Raw genomic sequence first — 14,627 nt, forward strand, 5'->3', positions numbered from 1 at the left:
GGGCACCATCATGGTGGCGCCGAGGAGGTCGAGGGCATCATCCCGCAGATGCGGGCCACTCCGGGTATGCCGGTGCGTCAGGCCGTGCTGCGCCGCAAGGAACGCGTCCGCGAAATCATGCACACCCTGCCACATGCGGCCCAGGTTGCTATTCGTGAGTCACTTGCGGAGAGCGACGATACGCAGGTGATGGCGTACCAGAACGGGGACCTGGGCGGATACCAGGGCGGGTCGTTCGACACCACCGTGCGCCACAACACAACTAACGGGTAACATCTGCGATCGTGAATTCCACCCTGGCGCGATTGCGGACTCCAGTGGAGTCGGGGTTTGGCCAGGCCGGCAACATCTTTGCGCTGCTCATCGACGTTATGCGCAAGACGTTCAAGCGGCCTTTCCAGTTGCGCGAATTCATCGAGCAGTCGTGGTTCATCGCGAGTGTCTCGATCTTGCCCAGCGCACTGGTTGCCATCCCGTTCGGTGCGGTTGTCGCGCTGCAGACCGGCTCCTTGATCAAACAACTAGGTGCCGAATCCTTTACCGGCGCAACCAGCGTGCTGGCTACCGTCCAGCAGGCCGCCCCCGTTGTCACCGCGTTGATCATCGCGGGCGCGGCCGGCTCGGCGGTCGCCGCCGACCTCGGCTCGCGCACCATCCGTGAGGAGATCGACGCGCTCGAAGTGCTGGGCGTCGATCCGGTGCAGAAGCTCGTGGTACCGCGCGTGCTCGGCATGATGCTGGTCGCGCTGCTGCTCAACGGTCTGGTCTCGGTCGTCGGCATCGCAGGCGGCTATTTCTTCAATGTTGCGCTGCAGGGCGGTACGCCCGGCGCTTACCTCGCTTCGTTCTCCGCATTGGCCCAGCTGCCGGACCTGTGGATCGGCGAAATCAAGGCCCTGATATTCGGTCTGCTCGCAGGCGTGATCGCGGCATACAAGGGCTTGCACCCCAAAGGGGGCCCGAAAGGAGTCGGAGACGCGGTGAACCAATCCGTGGTTATCACCTTCATGGTTCTGTTCTTCGTGAACTTGATCCTGACCCTGGTGTATTTGCAGGTCGTCCCCGCCAAGGGCGCCTGACCCGTGGCCACCTCGTACCGTCCCCCGGTTCTGGCGAAATCCGCCCGCCGGGCCCGTGAGATCGTGCGCGTGCCGGTGAATGTGATCGATCGCGCCGGCGATCAGATGTCGTTCTATTCCAAGGCAATCGCCTGGATTCCGCGCACCGTTGTGCACTACCGCAAGGAGGTCATGCGGTTGCTCGCCGAAGTGACCTTCGGCAGTGGTGCGCTGGCCGTCATCGGCGGCACCATCGGCGTCATCGTGTTCATGTCCGGCTCGGTCGGCGTCGTCGTCGGCCTGCAGGGCTTCAAGGCCTTGGATTCGCTCGGCAGCTCGGTGCTTACCGGCTTCCTCACCGCCTACATCAATACTCGCGAGATCGCGCCGCTGGTCGCCGCGCTCGCACTGTCGGCAACGGTCGGTTGTGGCTTCACCGCCCAGCTCGGCGCGATGCGGATCTCCGAGGAGATCGACGCTCTCGAGGTGATGGCGGTCCCGGGTGTACCGTTCCTGGTCACCACCCGGGTGATCGCGGGCTTCCTCGCGGTCATCCCGCTCTATATCGTCGGCCTGCTCGGTACCTTCCTGGCGTCGCGAATGATCAGTATCTGGTTCAACGGACAATCCAGTGGTTCCTATGACCACTATTTCAGTCTGTTCCTGCCACCAGAAGACGTCTTATATTCATTCGTCAAAGTATTGGTCTTCGCATTCGTAATCATCATGGTGCATTGCTATTACGGCTTCAATGCCACCGGCGGACCGGCCGGTGTCGGCGTCGCGGTGGGTCGTGCGGTACGCGCGGCGATCGTGCTCGTGAATGTGCTCGACTTCTTCCTGAGCCTCGCCATCTGGGGCACGACAACGACAGTGCGGGTTGCAGGGTGAGCGTGATCGAAATGGAAAGCGGCAGTGAGGTGCCGTCATGAGTAATAGCGTGCAGATGTGGCGCGCGACGGAGAAATTGCGCGTCCGGCTGCTCGGTATCGCATTCTTCGTGATTTGCGCACTATTCCTGGCCACGACGGTCGCCGCCTACAACAAGGTGTTCGTCGAGACGGTCAAGGTCGAGCTGATCACCGACAGCGTGGGAAATGCGTTGACCCGCAATGCCGATGTGAAGGTGCGCGGCGTCAATGTCGGCGAGGTCAGATCCAGCCGGTCCGAGGGCGGCAAAGTGACCCTCGACCTCGCGATCGATCCCGGTAAAGCGCAGCAGATTCCGGTCAATGCGACCGCTCGGCTGCTGCCGAAGACGCTCTTCGGCGAGCGGTATGTGGATCTGGTCATCCCGGACGAGCCGAGTAAGCAGCACCTGACCGAGGGGGTGACCCTGCATCAGGACATCAGCGGCAATGCCATCGAGATCAGCAAGCTGCTCGACGATGTGCTGCCGCTGCTGCAGGCGATTCCGCCGCAGGATCTCGCCTCGACGCTCGGCGCACTGTCCCAGGCGCTTTCGGGGCAGGGTGTGGCGCTCGGTGAGTCGGTGGAGAAGTTGGATCACATCTTCCGGGAGGTGAACGGGGTCATGCCGGATCTCAAGCAGGATCTGGTGAGCTTCGCCGACGTGGCCGCCACCTACTCCGACGCGCTGCCACAGCTGATCGACGCATTCGACAATCTGCGCACGACCAACGCGACCATCGTCCAGCGCCGCCCGCAGATCGACACCCTGCTGGCCACGCTGAATCCGACCGCGGCCACCACCGCGGACTTCCTGATCGCCAACCGCGACAACATCATCGACGTGGCCGCCGATTCGCGGCCCGCGCTGGAACAGTTGGCGACCTACTCGCCGAACTACGCCTGCGCACTGGCCAACTTCGCCAAGATGAAGCCGCGCATCGACCAGATCATGGGCATGGGCACCAAGCGTCCCGGTTCCCGAGTAACCATCGAGCTGACCAACACTCGCGGCAAGTACCTGCCCAACCAGGACGAGCCGCGCTGGCTGGACACCCGCGGACCCTGGTGCGTGCCGGAGTACCCGGTCTTCACCGATCCCGGCCAGTACACCGGCGGACCGAATAACGACGGTTCCTACGCGGTACCGAGCCGCAACCCGGGTGACCAGGACAGCGGCAAGCTGCCGGTGCCACAGTTCGGCATGTACCCGGCCGCGAATGTGCCGACCACGGCCGGTTCGGCGGCCGAACAGCAGACCCTCGGCACGATCTACGGTGCGGCGAACGGTGTTTCGCCCGACCAAGTGCCCAGTTGGGTCACCCGAATCGGTGCGCCCGCATTCCGCGGCAGCGAGGTGAGCGTGCGATGAAGCAACAGATGCGCGGCCTCGGCGGGCCGCTGACCAAGCTCATCATCTTCATCGCCATCACGCTGTTGGCGACGACGATCCTCGGGCTCTCGATCGCCAACTACACCGGCGGCGGCACCGCGTTCAAGGCGCGCTTCACCGATGTCACCTCGCTCAATCCCGGCGACGAGGTGCGCATCGCCGGTGTCCGGGTCGGCAAGGTGACCAGTGTCAAGATCGTGGACAAGCGCCAGGCCGAGGTCGGATTCGAACTGACCGACCGCAATTGGCTGCCCGCCTCCACGACGGCGACCATCAAGTACCGCAACCTGGTCGGCCAGCGCTATATCGCGCTCGAACAGGGCACGGGGGAGCAGGGCCGCAAGCTCAACAAGGGCGCGACCATCGGGCTCGAGCACACCAGGCCCGCACTGAATCTGACCACACTGTTCAACGGCTTCCGTCCGCTGTTCCAGACACTGACCGCCGATGATGTGAACAAGCTGTCCTACGAGATCATCCAGGTCTTCCAGGGCGAGCAGGGCACCATCCACGATCTGGTGGCGACCACCGCGAACCTGACCAACAAGATCGCCGACAAGGACGCCGTCATCGGTGATCTGGTGAAGAACCTGACGGCCGTACTCAATGCGGTCAATGAGCGCGAGGGTCAGTTCGATCAGCTGATCGTGAATACCGAGGCATTGGTCAGCGGATTGGCCGCCGAACGCGACACCATCGGCAGCTCGGTCACCTCACTCGGCAATCTGGCCTCGGCCACCGCGGATCTGCTCGTGCCGACCCGCCCGACGCTGCAGGGCTCGATCGCCGGGCTCAGCCAGCTGACCGGCACCATCGACGAGCGCAAGGACGAAGTGAATACGGCGCTGACGAATCTGCCGATCAAGATGGAAAAGCTCGGCCGCGCCGGCAGTTACGGCTCGTGGTTCCAGTTCTACCTGTGCGGTATCGACATCGTGGTCGGGCCGGGCGCGGTGGACGCGCCGCAGCTCAACCTTCCGGCCGGGTTGCCGACGGTCAACCAGCCGCTCTACACCAATGCCGCGCCGCGCTGCCAGGGGAAGGGTGGTCACTGATGGACGACCGGATCCTGCTCGGCAAGCGCAGTCCCGCGTTTATGGGTCTGCTCGGCGTCGCAATGGTGCTGCTCGTGACGATTTCCGCATTCTTCCTGGACAAGTTGCCGATCATCGGCGCGGGCACCAAGTACACCGCGCAGTTCTCCGAAGCGGCCGGCCTCAAGAAGGGCAATGAGGTTCGTATCGCGGGTGTGAAGGTCGGTGCGGTATCGGATGTTCGGCTCGACGGCAATAAGGTGCTCGTCGATTTCCGCACCCAGGACGCGTGGATCGGCAACGAGACCACCGCCTCCATCCAGATCAAGACCGTGCTCGGACAGAAGTACCTGGCACTGGACCCGAAGGGTTCCGAGCCCGCCGATCCGAGCAAGGTGATTCCGTTGTCGCGCACGGTCTCTCCGTACGACGTGGTGGACGCGTTCAGCGATGCGGCCAAGAACATCGATCAGATCGACACCGCGCAGCTGGCCACCAGCATGCGGGTGCTCGCGGAGGCGTTCGAGACCACACCGCCGGAGATCCGCAACTCCATCGACGGTGTCGCCCGGCTCTCGGAGACTCTCGGCAAGCGCGATGAGGAGCTGAAGAAGCTGTTCGCGGCGACCAGACAGACCACGGGTGTGCTCGCGGACCGCAATCAGCAGTTCGAGCGTTTGCTCGCCAATGGTGGGCAGTTGTTGGCCGAGTTGAACATTCGTCAGCAATCCATCGCACAGCTGCTGACCGGCGCCAAGACGGTGTCGGCCGAACTGAGCGCGCTGGTCGCCGATAACGAGAAGCAGATGGGTACGGCATTGACCAACCTCGACGCCTCCATCGACCTGTTGAACAAAAACCAACAGAACATTTCCAAGACGCTGGAGCTCGCGGCGCCGTTCTACGGCCTCTACGCCAATGTGCTCGGCACCGGTCGCTGGTTCGACGCGGTGATCGTGAACCTGCTCCCGCCCGGTCTGCCGGAAATTCCGGGCGACCGGCCGCCGGTGCGCACCATGGGAGGTAACTGACATGGCGGTGAACTGGCCTCGTAAGGAACCGCTCACCGCGATACGGACCTCGCGTCGCGGCACCAAGGTGGGCATCGCGATCGGCGTGATCGCGGCGCTGGTCTTGGCCGGTGCACTCTGGTGGCTATTCGACCGGATGACCACGACCAAGATCACCGCGTACTTCGACCGCTCGGTCGGCATCTACGAGGGTTCGGATGTGCGCATTCTCGGTGTGCCGGTGGGCAAGGTGGATTCCGTCGAGCCGCAAGGCGAGCAGGTCAAGGTGGTGATGAGCGTCGACCGCAGCTACGACGTGCCCGCCGAGGCCAAGGCCGCGCAGATCACGCCGTCGATCGTCTCCGACCGCTACATCCAGCTGACCCCGGCCTACACCGATGGGCCGAAGATGCCACGCAATGCGACCATTCCGCGTGATCGCACGGTCACCCCGGTCGAGGTCGACCAGCTGTACAAGAGCATCACCGAACTCTCGGATGCGTTGGGCCCCAACGGCGCCAACGCCAAGGGCGCGGTGAACGAATTGGTGCGCACCTCGGCGGCGAATCTGGCGGGCAACGGAGAAGCCTTGGCCAACAGCATCACTCAGCTCTCGCGCGCGGCGCGGTACCTGGGTGATGCCCGCGGCGATATCTTCGACACCGTCAAGAATCTGCAGACCTTCGTCACCATGCTGGCCCAGAACGACCAGCAGGTGCGGCAATTCAATGCCCAGCTCGCGGATCTGTCGACCTTCCTCGCGGGGGAACGCCAGGATCTGGGTGCGGCACTGAACCTGCTGTCGGTCGCGCTGGGCGATGTCGCCCGGTTCATCGACGAGAACCGCGATCTGGTCCAGCAGAATGCCCAGGGCCTGACCACGCTCACCGCGACACTGGCCAAGCAGCGCGACGATCTGGCCGCGGCACTGCCGGTGCTGCCGCTTGCGCTGAGCAACCTGATCAATATTCACAATGCCGAATCCGGCACCCTCGACATGCGCGCCAACCTCACCGATCTGCAGGATCCGTTCGGCGCGGTGTGCAAGATGCTGGATCTGAGCAAGTTGATGCCCGGCGATCCGAAGTTCGAGGCGCTCGGCAAACAGATGCGCCCGATTCTGGACCACTGCAAGGAGATCACCGATCAGATCACCGCCGGTGTCAAGACGCCGACGTTGATCCTGCCGTTCGGCATCCTCAGCAATGACAACGAGCAGCGCGCTCCGGTGCCCGGCACGGTCCCCGGCACCCCGTCCGATCAACTTCCGCCCTCGCAGGGAGGCGGCCAGCGATGAACATCCGAATTCGTTCCGCGGCACGCACTTTCGGCGCCGTGCTGGTGGTCGGCATGAGCGCGGTCCTGGTGACCTCGTGCTCGTCCGAGGGCATCTACGCGGTGCCGCTGCCCGGCGGCGCCGATGTCGGTGACCATCCGATGACCATCGATATCCGCTTCGACGATGTGCTCGATCTGGTGCCGCAGTCCGCGGTCAAGGTCGAGGGCGTGGCGGTCGGCCGCGTCGAGAAAATCGCACTGGCCCCGGACGGCTGGACCGCCAGCGTGCGCGCGCTGGTGAACTCCTCGGTCGATCTGCCCGCCAATGTGCGGGCCGAGGTGCGGCAGTCGAATCTGCTCGGCGAGAAATTCATCGAGCTGTCCAAGCCGGCCGAGGAACCCGACAGCAAGAAACTCGGCAACGGTTCGGTCATCCCGGCCGACCACACCCGGCACGCGACGGAGATCGAGCAGGTGCTCGGAGCGCTGTCCTTGCTGCTCAACGGTGGTGGCGTCGCGCAGCTGCAGCCCATTGTCACGGAGCTGAACAAGACACTCGGTGGCCGCGAGGAGCGGGTGCGTTCATTGCTCGATCAGGCCAATACCCTGATCGGTGGGCTGAACGAGCAGGTCGACGACATCACCAGAGCCATCGACGGACTCGCCACACTGAGCAACCGGGTCAGCACCCAGACCGACCAGATCAGCAAGATCATCGATGAGCTGCCGCGGGGCATCAAGATCCTGGACGAGCAGCGGCCACAACTGATCGCGCTGCTGCAGCAGCTGGATCGGGTGGGCCAGGCCGGGTTCGATGTGTTGAACCACTCGAAGGACGACCTGATCAAGGATCTGACCTCGCTGCGTCCGACGCTGCAGGAACTCGGCAAGGCCGCACCGGATCTGGTCACCGCGCTGCCGCTGGTGCCGACCTATCCGTTCCCGGACTCGACACTGGAGGGCACCTTCGGCGGCCAGGTGAACACCTGGCTCTCGGTGGATCAGCAGATCGGTGTCACACTCGGTAATCTCGGCGTCGGCAAGGGTGATCCGGTATACATTCCGCCGCCCTACGGCCCCGAGGTGCCGGTGAATCCGACCAACCCGTACTACGGCGGCAATGGTCCGCGTTCGGGTTGGCCGACGGTATCGCTGCTGCCGCTGCCGCCCAATATTCCTCGTTACCCGGCCGGTCTGCCGCAGCTGCCGACCGATCCGCTCGGGGCGATTCTCGACCAGATCGGAGGTGGTCAGCGATGACCCGTCTGGTGCGCTATCAGCTGGTCGCGTTCGCCTTGATCGCGGTGCTCGGCGTGGTTTTCGTCGGCGCCAAATACGTTCGGCTCGATCACATGCTCGGTATCGGCGAGTACAAGGTGAAGGTGGAAGCCAAGCAGACCGGCGGCATCTACAAGGGCGCCGAGGTGACCTACCGCGGCGTCCCGGTCGGGCGGGTCGGCAATCTCGAACTCACCGACACGGGTGTGGCCATCAGTCTGGTGCTCGATTCGGGTGCGCCGAAGATTCCGGAGTCGGCTCGTGCGGTGATCGCCAACCGTTCGGCCATCGGTGAGCAGTACGTGGATCTGCAGCCCGATTCCGACAAGGGCCCGTATTTGCGCGACGGTTCGGTCATCGCCTCGGCGACGACGCCGATTTCGGTCGAACAGCTGGTCCAGAGTGTGGATACCTTCACCCGCTCGGTCGATCTCACCGCGCTCAACACCACCGTCACCGAACTCGGCAAGGCCTTCGACGGCAAGGGCGACGACCTCAAGGTCTTCATCGATTCGCTGAACAAGTTCACCGCGACGTTCAACGACACACTGCCGCAGACGATCCAGCTGATCCGCGACGGCCGGGTCGCACTGGGCACCCAGGCCGAGCAGTCGGGCTACATCCGGCAGTTCAGCCAGGGCCTCGACGAACTCACCGCCCAGCTGCGCTCCAGCGATCCGGATATCCGGCGTCTCATCGGCACCGGCACCGATGCCGGTCAGCAGATCACCGCGCTGCTGCACGAGAGCGGCGGCGCCCTCACCGAGGACCTGACCAACCTGCGTCAGCTGTTGCTGTCCATCTCGCCGAAGTTCTACGCGCTGCGCCCGCTGCTGCAGATGCTGCCGGGGCTGTCGATCGGCGCGTCGGCCACCGCGCCCGGCGACGGCACCAGCCACTTCGGCCTGGTGCTCGAGGTGAACAATCCACCCGCCTGCACCCAGGGCTACGAGGGCACCAAGGCGATCCTGGATCAGATGAAGCGGGAGAATCCGGACTTCGACGACACCCGCGACGACTTCCCGTTCAACAAGGACGCGAAATGCACTGTGCCGTTTGGCAATCCGACCGCGGTGCGCGGCGGTCTGCGCGCCGACCTGGCCGATCCGAGCATTGTGCAGCCCTGGGATGCCAACCCGAAGACCGATCCCGAGAAGCTGAATCTGAACCCGATCGCCGTGCAGATGGCCACCCTGCTGGGGGTCACGCCCAAGCGGTGAGCAGGACCTACGCGGTTACCCCGCAGTAATAGAAGTTAGGGTGTCACGCTGTGAGCATCGACATGTCCAAGGAAACGCCGGCGGTGACCGGCTCCGATTCCACGGAAACTGATGCCGCAGCGCATGACGCGACGGCATCGGATCCCGTGCCCCCGACGGTGGCGTCCTCGGACGCTGCCACCGGACGACGCGCGGCCACCATGGCCGCGGCCGCCGCGCTGGTCGTGGCGCTGATCGCCGCGGTCTGGTTCGGCACCGGCTGGGTGCGCGCGGCGTTCTTCACCGACGGTCCGCGTGCCGAGGCGCGCGATACCGCCCTCGCCGATGCCAGGCAGGCCGCGATCAACCTGATGTCGTTGGATCCCAATGATGTGGACGGTTCGATCAAGCTGATCCAGTCGTCGATGACCGGATCGCTGCTCGACGATGCCACCAAGACCCAGGATCAGTTCCGCGAGCAGGCCAAGCAGGCGAAGACCAGACTGGAGTCCAAGGTCATCGGCTCCTCGCTGACCGCGCTGAACTCCGAGCGCGACCACGCCTCTGCGCTCATCGTGCTGCAGACCACCAGGACGGCCCCGGACGTCGCGCCGTATCCCTATCGGCAGACCTGGGCCCTCGATCTGGTCAAGCAGGGTGACATCTGGAAGGCCGAGAAGGCGAGTCCACTGAGTCAGCCCATCCCCCTGAATCAACCGACTGCCGGACAGCCCGGTGCGACACCGTCCGAGGGCGCGGCGCCCAAGCCCGGATCGTAGGAGAACCCGTCATGGCATCTCGTCGACCAGTCAATCGGGTCACTCCCCGCAACCGTCCCACCGTCGGCCGTACGGCGGCGAACACCGGGTCCGTTACCACCCGCCGCAGCAGCCGTGCGGCCGAGGAAACGACCGTGAAGCGCCGGGCGAAGGTCGCCGGGGTCGCCGGCACCGTGGAATCGGCCGGCTCGGCTCCACCGTCCGCCGTGCCGTCGCGGCCGTGGTCGCAGCGGTTGCGTCCGAATGCGGGTTGGGGCGTGGTCGCGGCCATCCTCGTCGTCGCCGTGCTGCTCGGCGCATTCGCCACGGTCGCGGCCTTCCGTCCGGGCATCGACGACTCGAATGCGGCCTATGTGGACAGCAAGGCCACCGAAGAGGTGACCGCGGCCGCCTCGCACGCGTTGAAGACCATCTACGCCTACGACGTGAACAAACTCGACGGCTACAAGGATGCGGTACACGGGGTCGTCACCGGGCAGATGCTTGCCGATTTCGACAAGTACGCCGATACCAATCTCGCCGCCCTGAAACAGGCGCAGACCAGCGCCGATGCCCTCGCCGACCCGATCGGGGTGACCTTGCTCACCGAGGATCGCGCCGAACTGCTGGTGAACTTCGTGGTCAGCGCGAACAAGAACGGGGTCGCCCAACAGAGCGCGTCCGGCCCGATCGTGCTGAAAATGCAGAAGGTGGACGGCAAGTGGCTGGCCGCGGCCATCGTCGATCAGTGATTTCGGCGGCATAAGCCCAGCGGGCCAGGGGATCTGGCCGATCATCGGCTCGAGCCCGCCACTTGACGAGTTTCGCCGGACACGTCACGCTATTCACAACAGCGGCAGCTGTCACAGTGGCTTCACAAGCCCCGTGACTACCCGACGCAGCCAGCGATTCGGGCATGGCACGCGGACATAACGGTCACGGCGCGCCGCCACGCGGCGGCTGTTTCGGGTGGTACTTTGACACCACCTTGCGTATGGGTGTACGGTTGGACGTTGCGCTGGCTGCCTCCTGTCCATACCTCGATTTGCACACGTAAGTTCCACCTTCCGGTGTTACTTCCGTTGTTGCCTGTTCGGGTTTCGTTCGGGTTGTATCCAGCGGAATTCGTAGCAGACAAGCGACGGTCGCGGACCACCACGCGACGCGCGTGAGGTGCTGGAAGGACGCATCTTGGCAGTCTCCACCCAGACCAAGGCAGTTGCCGGAATCCCCGGAGCCCCGTTGCGGGTGTCTTTCGCGAAGATCCGTGAACCCTTGGAGGTGCCCGGACTTCTCGATCTACAGACCGACTCATTTGCATGGTTGATCGGCTCGCCTTCGTGGCGTGAGAAAGCCGCGGCTCGCGGCGACGGCGGACTAACGGGCGGTCTGGAGGAGGTACTCGAGGAGCTCTCGCCGATCGAGGACTTCTCCGGGTCGATGTCGTTGTCTTTCTCGGATCCTCGTTTCGAGGAGGTCAAGGCCTCCATCGACGAGTGCAAAGACAAGGACATGACCTACGCGGCGCCGTTGTTCGTGACCGCCGAGTTCATCAACAACAACACCGGTGAGATCAAGAGCCAGACGGTCTTCATGGGTGATTTCCCGATGATGACCGATAAGGGCACGTTCATCATCAACGGCACCGAGCGCGTCGTCGTATCGCAGCTGGTGCGTTCGCCGGGTGTGTACTTCGATCACTCCGTCGACAAGGGCACCGAGAAGGACCTGCACAGCGTGCGCGTCATTCCGTCGCGCGGTGCGTGGCTGGAGTTCGATGTCGACAAGCGCGACACCGTCGGTGTGCGCATCGACCGCAAGCGCCGTCAGCCGGTCACCGTGCTGCTGAAGGCGCTGGGGTGGACCACCGAGGAGATCGTCGAGCGCTTCGGCTTCTCCGAGATCATGATGTCGACCCTGGAGAAGGACAACACCGCCGGTCAGGACGAGGCGCTGTTGGACATCTACCGCAAGCTGCGTCCGGGTGAGCCGCCGACCAAGGAGTCCGCGCAGACCCTGTTGGAGAACCTGTTCTTCAAGGAGAAGCGCTACGACCTGGCGCGCGTCGGTCGCTACAAGATCAACAAGAAGCTCGGCATCCACCTCGGCGAGCCGATCACCGCATCGGTGCTCACCAAGGAAGACATCGTCACCACGATCGAGTACCTGGTGCGTCTGCACGCCGGTGATCGGGCGATGACCGCGCCGGGCGGCGAAGAGGTGCCGGTCGAGGTCGACGACATCGACCACTTCGGCAACCGTCGCCTGCGCACCGTCGGCGAACTGATCCAGAACCAGATCCGGGTCGGCCTCTCGCGTATGGAGCGTGTGGTCCGCGAGCGGATGACCACCCAGGACGTCGAGGCCATCACGCCGCAGACCCTGATCAACATCCGTCCCGTCGTGGCCGCGATCAAGGAGTTCTTCGGAACCTCGCAGCTGTCGCAGTTCATGGACCAGAACAACCCGCTGTCGGGTCTGACCCACAAGCGCCGCCTCTCGGCGCTCGGCCCGGGTGGTCTGTCGCGTGAGCGCGCCGGCCTGGAAGTCCGTGACGTGCACACCTCGCACTACGGCCGCATGTGCCCGATCGAGACCCCGGAAGGCCCGAACATCGGCCTGATCGGTTCGCTGTCGGTGTACGCGCGGGTCAACCCGTTCGGCTTCATCGAGACGCCGTACCGCAAGGTGGTCGACGGCGTGGTCACCGACGAGGTCAAGTACCTGACCGCCGACGAAGAGGACCGCCACGTCCGTGCGCAGGCCAACTCGCCGGTCGACGCCGACGGCCGCTTCATCGAGGAGCGCGTGCTCTGCCGCCGGGGCAACGACGAGAACGAGCTCGTCCCCGCCTCCGAGGTCGACTACATGGACGTCTCGCCGCGCCAGATGGTTTCGGTCGCGACCGCGATGATTCCGTTCCTCGAGCACGACGACGCCAACCGTGCCCTCATGGGTGCGAACATGCAGCGCCAGGCCGTACCGCTGATCCGTTCCGAATCCCCGATCGTGGGTACCGGTATGGAGCTGCGCGCCGCGGTCGACGCCGGTGATGTCGTGGTGAACGAGAAGTCCGGTGTGGTGGAAGAGGTTTCGGCCGATTACGTCACCGTGATGGCCGACGACGGCACCCGCAAGAGCTACCGGATGCGCAAGTTCGCGCGCTCGAACCAGGGCACCTGCGCCAACCAGCGTCCGATCGTGGACGAGGGGCAGCGGGTCGAGTCCGGTCAGGTGCTCGCCGATGGTCCGTGCACCGAGAACGGTGAGATGGCGCTCGGTAAGAACCTGCTCGTGGCGATCATGCCGTGGGAAGGCCACAACTACGAGGACGCGATCATCCTGTCGCAGCGCCTCGTGGAGGAGGACGTGCTCACCTCGATCCACATCGAGGAGCACGAAATCGATGCCCGCGACACCAAGCTCGGTGCCGAGGAGATCACCCGGGATATCCCGAACGTCTCCGACGAGGTCCTCGCGGACCTGGACGAGCGCGGCATCGTGCGTATCGGCGCCGAGGTGCGCGACGGCGACATCCTGGTCGGCAAGGTCACCCCGAAGGGTGAGACCGAGCTGACCCCGGAGGAGCGGCTGCTGCGCGCGATCTTCGGTGAGAAAGCGCGCGAGGTGCGTGACACCTCGCTGAAGGTGCCGCACGGTGAGTCCGGCAAGGTCATCGGCATCCGCGTGTTCTCGCGCGAGGACGACGACGATCTGCCTCCCGGTGTCAACGAGCTGGTCCGGGTGTACGTGGCGCAGAAGCGCAAGATCCAGGACGGCGACAAGCTGGCCGGTCGGCACGGCAACAAGGGTGTTATCGGCAAGATCCTCCCGACCGAGGACATGCCGTTCCTGCCCGATGGCACGCCGGTGGACATCATCCTGAACACCCACGGTGTGCCGCGTCGTATGAACATCGGCCAGATCTTGGAGACCCACCTCGGGTGGATCGGCAAGGCGGGCTGGGATGTCGGCGCCGATGGGGACGGTTCCCGTCCGGACTGGGCCAAGGCACTGCCGGAGGAGATGCTGGCGGCTCCGGCCGATTCCAACATCGCCACCCCGGTGTTCGACGGTGCTCGTGAAGAGGAGCTGACCGGTCTGCTCGCCTCGACCCTGCCGAACCGCGACGGTGAGCGCATGGTCGACGACAACGGCAAGGCGACGTTGTTCGACGGACGTTCCGGTGAGCCCTTCCCGTACCCGGTCGCGGTCGGCTACATGTACATCCTGAAGCTGCATCACCTGGTCGACGACAAGATCCACGCCCGTTCGACCGGCCCGTACTCGATGATCACCCAGCAGCCGCTCGGTGGTAAGGCGCAGTTCGGTGGTCAGCGCTTCGGTGAGATGGAGTGCTGGGCCATGCAGGCCTACGGCGCCGCCTACACCCTGCAGGAACTGCTCACCATCAAGTCCGACGACGTGGTCGGTCGCGTGAAGGTGTACGAGGCGATCGTCAAGGGCGAGAACATTCCGGAGCCGGGCATTCCGGAGTCGTTCAAGGTGCTCCTGAAGGAGCTCCAGTCGCTGTGCCTCAATGTCGAGGTGCTGTCTTCGGACGGTGCGGCGATCGAGATGCGCGACGGCGATGATGAGGATCTGGAGCGCGCGGCCGCGAACCTGGGCATCAACCTGTCCAGGAACGAAGCCGCGACCGTCGACGATCTGGCGAACTAGGCGGTAGGGCCGGATGTCGTGCACGCCGAC

At 64.5% G+C, this 14,627-nt stretch carries 11 protein-coding genes and 1 pseudogene; all 12 read left to right on the top strand.

Going from position 1 to position 14,627, the window contains the following annotated elements; genetic code table 11:
• Positions 1-273: pseudogene (locus AB0L58_RS40990) on the top strand (ABC transporter ATP-binding protein); the annotation flags it as partial.
• A gap of 98 nt (positions 274-371) precedes the next feature.
• Positions 372-1,079, top strand: coding sequence for an ABC transporter permease (locus AB0L58_RS40995; RefSeq protein ID WP_364396553.1), 708 nt, complete (start codon positions 372-374; stop codon positions 1,077-1,079).
• Positions 1,080-1,184: 105 nt separating this feature from the next.
• Positions 1,185-1,949: an ABC transporter permease gene (locus tag AB0L58_RS41000; protein WP_364396556.1), complete on the top strand. Its 765-nt coding sequence runs from the start codon at positions 1,185-1,187 to the stop codon at positions 1,947-1,949.
• Between the two features lie 37 nt (positions 1,950-1,986).
• Positions 1,987-3,339, top strand: coding sequence for an MCE family protein (locus AB0L58_RS41005; RefSeq protein ID WP_364396432.1), 1,353 nt, complete (start codon positions 1,987-1,989; stop codon positions 3,337-3,339).
• Between the two features lie 8 nt (positions 3,340-3,347).
• On the top strand, positions 3,348-4,415 hold the full coding sequence (locus tag AB0L58_RS41010; RefSeq protein ID WP_364396559.1) for an MCE family protein: 1,068 nt from the start codon (positions 3,348-3,350) through the stop codon (positions 4,413-4,415).
• Entirely contained in the window at positions 4,415-5,425 is a 1,011-nt protein-coding gene (locus AB0L58_RS41015; protein WP_364396435.1) for an MCE family protein, read from the top strand. Before AB0L58_RS41010 ends, AB0L58_RS41015 begins: the two co-directional genes overlap by 1 nt.
• A 1-nt stretch (position 5,426) precedes the next feature.
• The gene (locus AB0L58_RS41020) at positions 5,427-6,701 is read left to right on the top strand and encodes an MCE family protein (RefSeq protein WP_364396437.1); all 1,275 of its coding nucleotides are present in this window, start codon (positions 5,427-5,429) and stop codon (positions 6,699-6,701) included.
• Positions 6,698-7,942 carry an MCE family protein gene (locus AB0L58_RS41025; RefSeq protein ID WP_364396440.1) on the top strand — a complete coding sequence of 415 codons (1,245 nt, stop codon included), beginning with the start codon at positions 6,698-6,700 and terminating at the stop codon, positions 7,940-7,942. Before AB0L58_RS41020 ends, AB0L58_RS41025 begins: the two co-directional genes overlap by 4 nt.
• Positions 7,939-9,180 carry an MlaD family protein gene (locus AB0L58_RS41030; RefSeq protein WP_364396443.1) on the top strand — a complete coding sequence of 414 codons (1,242 nt, stop codon included), beginning with the start codon at positions 7,939-7,941 and terminating at the stop codon, positions 9,178-9,180. The genes AB0L58_RS41025 and AB0L58_RS41030 overlap by 4 nt, the downstream gene beginning before the upstream one ends.
• 50 nt (positions 9,181-9,230) lie before the next feature.
• Positions 9,231-9,938 (top strand): hypothetical protein, encoded by a 708-nt coding sequence (locus AB0L58_RS41035; protein ID WP_364396446.1) that lies wholly within the window; start codon positions 9,231-9,233, stop codon positions 9,936-9,938.
• Between the two features lie 134 nt (positions 9,939-10,072).
• A complete protein-coding gene (locus AB0L58_RS41040) occupies positions 10,073-10,669 on the top strand; it encodes a hypothetical protein (RefSeq protein ID WP_364396449.1) in 597 nt (198 codons plus the stop codon).
• 421 nt (positions 10,670-11,090) lie between these two features.
• Complete coding sequence (locus tag AB0L58_RS41045) at positions 11,091-14,597, top strand: DNA-directed RNA polymerase subunit beta (RefSeq protein WP_364396452.1); 3,507 nt, start codon at positions 11,091-11,093, stop codon at positions 14,595-14,597.
• Positions 14,598-14,627: the final 30 nt, after the last annotated feature.

Origin of the sequence: Nocardia sp. NPDC052112 (assembly GCF_040680135.1) — a bacterium.
In the GTDB taxonomy this organism is placed as follows: Bacteria; Actinomycetota; Actinomycetes; order Mycobacteriales; family Mycobacteriaceae; genus Nocardia.

Excerpts from the sequence above, each read along its gene's own strand:
- AB0L58_RS40995 (WP_364396553.1), top strand. The coding sequence starts at position 372 with ATGCGCAAGACGTTCAAGCGGCCTTTCCAGTTGCGCGAATTCATCGAG.
- AB0L58_RS41000 (WP_364396556.1), top strand. The coding sequence starts at position 1,185 with ATGTCGTTCTATTCCAAGGCAATCGCCTGGATTCCGCGCACCGTTGTG.
- AB0L58_RS41005 (WP_364396432.1), top strand. The coding sequence starts at position 1,987 with ATGAGTAATAGCGTGCAGATGTGGCGCGCGACGGAGAAATTGCGCGTC.
- AB0L58_RS41010 (WP_364396559.1), top strand. The coding sequence starts at position 3,348 with ATGCGCGGCCTCGGCGGGCCGCTGACCAAGCTCATCATCTTCATCGCC.
- AB0L58_RS41015 (WP_364396435.1), top strand. The coding sequence starts at position 4,415 with ATGGACGACCGGATCCTGCTCGGCAAGCGCAGTCCCGCGTTTATGGGT.
- AB0L58_RS41020 (WP_364396437.1), top strand. The coding sequence starts at position 5,427 with ATGGCGGTGAACTGGCCTCGTAAGGAACCGCTCACCGCGATACGGACC.
- AB0L58_RS41025 (WP_364396440.1), top strand. The coding sequence starts at position 6,698 with ATGAACATCCGAATTCGTTCCGCGGCACGCACTTTCGGCGCCGTGCTG.
- AB0L58_RS41030 (WP_364396443.1), top strand. The coding sequence starts at position 7,939 with ATGACCCGTCTGGTGCGCTATCAGCTGGTCGCGTTCGCCTTGATCGCG.